The 2,672-nt window shown below is 40.0% G+C and carries 2 protein-coding genes; one reads left to right on the top strand and one right to left on the bottom strand.

All coding sequences use genetic code 11. The features are described 5' to 3' along the window. Positions 1-27: 27 nt before the first annotated feature. Positions 28-1,947 (bottom strand): protein phosphatase 2C domain-containing protein, encoded by a 1,920-nt coding sequence (locus IQ228_RS24480; RefSeq protein WP_193964758.1) that lies wholly within the window; start codon positions 1,945-1,947, stop codon positions 28-30. A 217-nt stretch (positions 1,948-2,164) separates the two neighbouring features. Here IQ228_RS24480 and IQ228_RS24475 point away from each other — a divergent pair, with 217 nt between their 5' ends. Then, complete coding sequence (locus IQ228_RS24475) at positions 2,165-2,584, top strand: NfeD family protein (RefSeq protein WP_193964757.1); 420 nt, start codon at positions 2,165-2,167, stop codon at positions 2,582-2,584. The last annotated feature ends 88 nt before the right edge of the window (positions 2,585-2,672 follow it).

Here is a 2,672-nt window from a genome sequence, read left to right as displayed (position 1 = left end):
CTCCCCTACCACCCCCACCTCCCCTACCTACTCCCTTCCCGGACATAATTCTCGTACCTTTTGCGGAAGTTGCCGACAGACTTGTGAGAATGATTGGGGTGATAATTGCCACCAAGCAAATAAACTGATTGTGGTACTTCCCAATAATAAAACTAATAATCCTGCTAATAGTACCAAACCTTTACTTCTAGATGGTTTTAGCGGTGCTTCTGTCAAACTTAAATCAAGCAAGGCTTGGGAACTTGCTGTTAAACCTGTTTCTATGGGTGCTGATATAATTAATGCTTCTGCGTCAGGGACGGCTAAGGGTTGGGGCGGAATAATTTCTGCTGGCGGTGCGGGTATAATTGCCATTGAGGATGGTTTGGCAACACGGCAAAGAGTCAGGACTACAGATATATTATCTTGGCCATTCTTTTCATTAGCCAGTTTAATTAATTCCTGGGTAGCGTCTGCTATGTCTAAATCGCCTGTAAGTACGGGAATTGCGTAGTCTTGCCAAGATTGTTCGACTAAATTGCGATCGCTTAAACCATCGGAACACAGCAATAAAATCCCATCTTCTTCTATAATAAATCTTTGAACCGAAAAGTTGAGAAATTCCGCTTCTTTTGTGCCTAGTGCTTGGGTCAGGGCTTTGGCTTCTGGGATTTGCAATGCTTGACGATATAAACTTTTCCCTAAACCAACTTCTCGTTTTACCATATCATCGTCCACAGTCAGGAGTTGACAATAATTTTGAGTAATCCAATAAGCACGACTATCACCAACATGGGCTAAATAAAGTTCATGGGAATTTTCTAACTGTTCTCTTCTTTGAGGGATTTGCAATGACATAACTAAGGTTGTCGCCATGCGTTCCTTTCCCTGACGTTTTTGCTCGTCATTGCGCGACCATACTACATTATTAACAACTCGCAAGCAGGACTCTATTTGTTGACATAAAAGCTTAGGAGTTAATAATTCTGTTTGTTCGTCTATTTCTGCCAATAAAGCCCGCATTTGCAATTTGAGAGACTGCAAAGCTAATTGACTCGCAACTTCACCACCTTCATGACCACCAATACCATCACAAATAATTGCTAGTCTTGGTTGTAATTGATCATCTAAGTCCCTTGGATGACTAGGATAACAAGCATCTTCATTATGTTTAATGACGGGACCTGGATCTGTCCCCCCGGCTATAGTTAAATATAAAGGTAATTCTGTGGCTGTTGTTAATAATAGTTCATTGAGTTGAGTATTAATAATTTCTAAATCATTTTCAGGTTGACACATTAACTCAACTATGTATTCTAATTTTGGGGAACTGGTGGTTTTTGCAACTGTCACCCAATTACGCCAAGAATTACCTAAATCTTGTAAAGTTAATTCTTCTATGTTTTGATGCAGTTCTAGTAAGCGAATACACCAACCTTGCACACATAAATTATCTGCTAATAATAAACTTTGGGCAACTCCCAATTCTGATAAAGGTGTCCACAATTGAAGAATTTGCCATAACCAATAAATCTGTCTCACGGGAGATGCTTGTTCCCAGGAGTCGGTAATTGTTGGGTAAATGCAGCCTGTTTCATCTATGGGGGCATTTTCTAGTAAAAGAATATCATCTTCTATTTCGGCTAAGGAGGTAAAACCATAGGCTTGGGGTATATGCAAATGTTTTGAGTATAAGCGTAGGTAGGGAATAACGATATTTGGTAGTTCTGCGGGGATATCTGGTAATAGTGCAGGTTGGGTATCTAACCAAATTTGGGGTTTGATGACTTCGTATCTGTTTGCTACCTTTGTTTCTGGGGAAATTTCTGCGGCTTGGTTGCCAGTTGCCCAGAGATAGCGGTAAATTAGGGGGGTGTGACAGCGATCGCAAATAGTATCTCCGACGCAGTTCAAAGGTTGATCACATTCTGGATTTGGGCAATTAATCACCCGCTTGGTAGAAAACATAATTAAAATTGATGTTTAGTTTTTTTTGTCAAGATTCACTGTATTGGTGTATCTAATGCCAAGTTAAGATAAAACTGCATGGAATAAGACTTTAAGAATATTTGACCGCAGATAAACGCAAATAAACGCAGATAAGAATAGATGAATAGATTTCATGATTCTGTTCAGCCTCACATAATATTGGTATCAGTAAATTCATTGTAAAGGGAAAAGCGTTATGCCAAGTTCTAGCTTAATTTGGCTGTTGGCGGGTTCGGTTCTGTGTTTGACAGAACTGTTTTTACCATCGGCTTTTGTTGCTTTTATGATGGGCATTAGTGCTTTAATTGTAGGATTATTGTCTTACTCTGGTATAGGAAACTTGTGGATACAAGTTGCAGTTTGGTTGTTTTTGTCTACTACTCTGATTATCCTTTCCCGGCGGTTTTTGCAACCACGACGACGAAAATCGCCCATTCAAGATGCAGTCATTGGGGAAACTTTAACGGAAATTTTACCAGGACAGGTGGGTAGGGTATTATACGAGGGTAATTCTTGGCGAGCCAAATGTGATGATCACAAAATTAGCTTACCACCTCAGCAAACTGTTTATTTGACACTCCCCGGTCTAAAGACGCGGGGATTCTTAATCGAATAATTGTCAAGACAACTGCTCGAATAATATCCGCTTTTCAGGTATTACCTTAGATGTACGGTTCTTGCCCTGATCCTGTTTGCCATTACTG

This window comes from Dolichospermum sp. LEGE 00246 (assembly GCF_015207865.1).
Classification (GTDB): domain Bacteria; phylum Cyanobacteriota; class Cyanobacteriia; order Cyanobacteriales; family Nostocaceae; genus Dolichospermum; species Dolichospermum heterosporum.
This window is presented reverse-complemented; position numbering and strand designations above follow the sequence as displayed.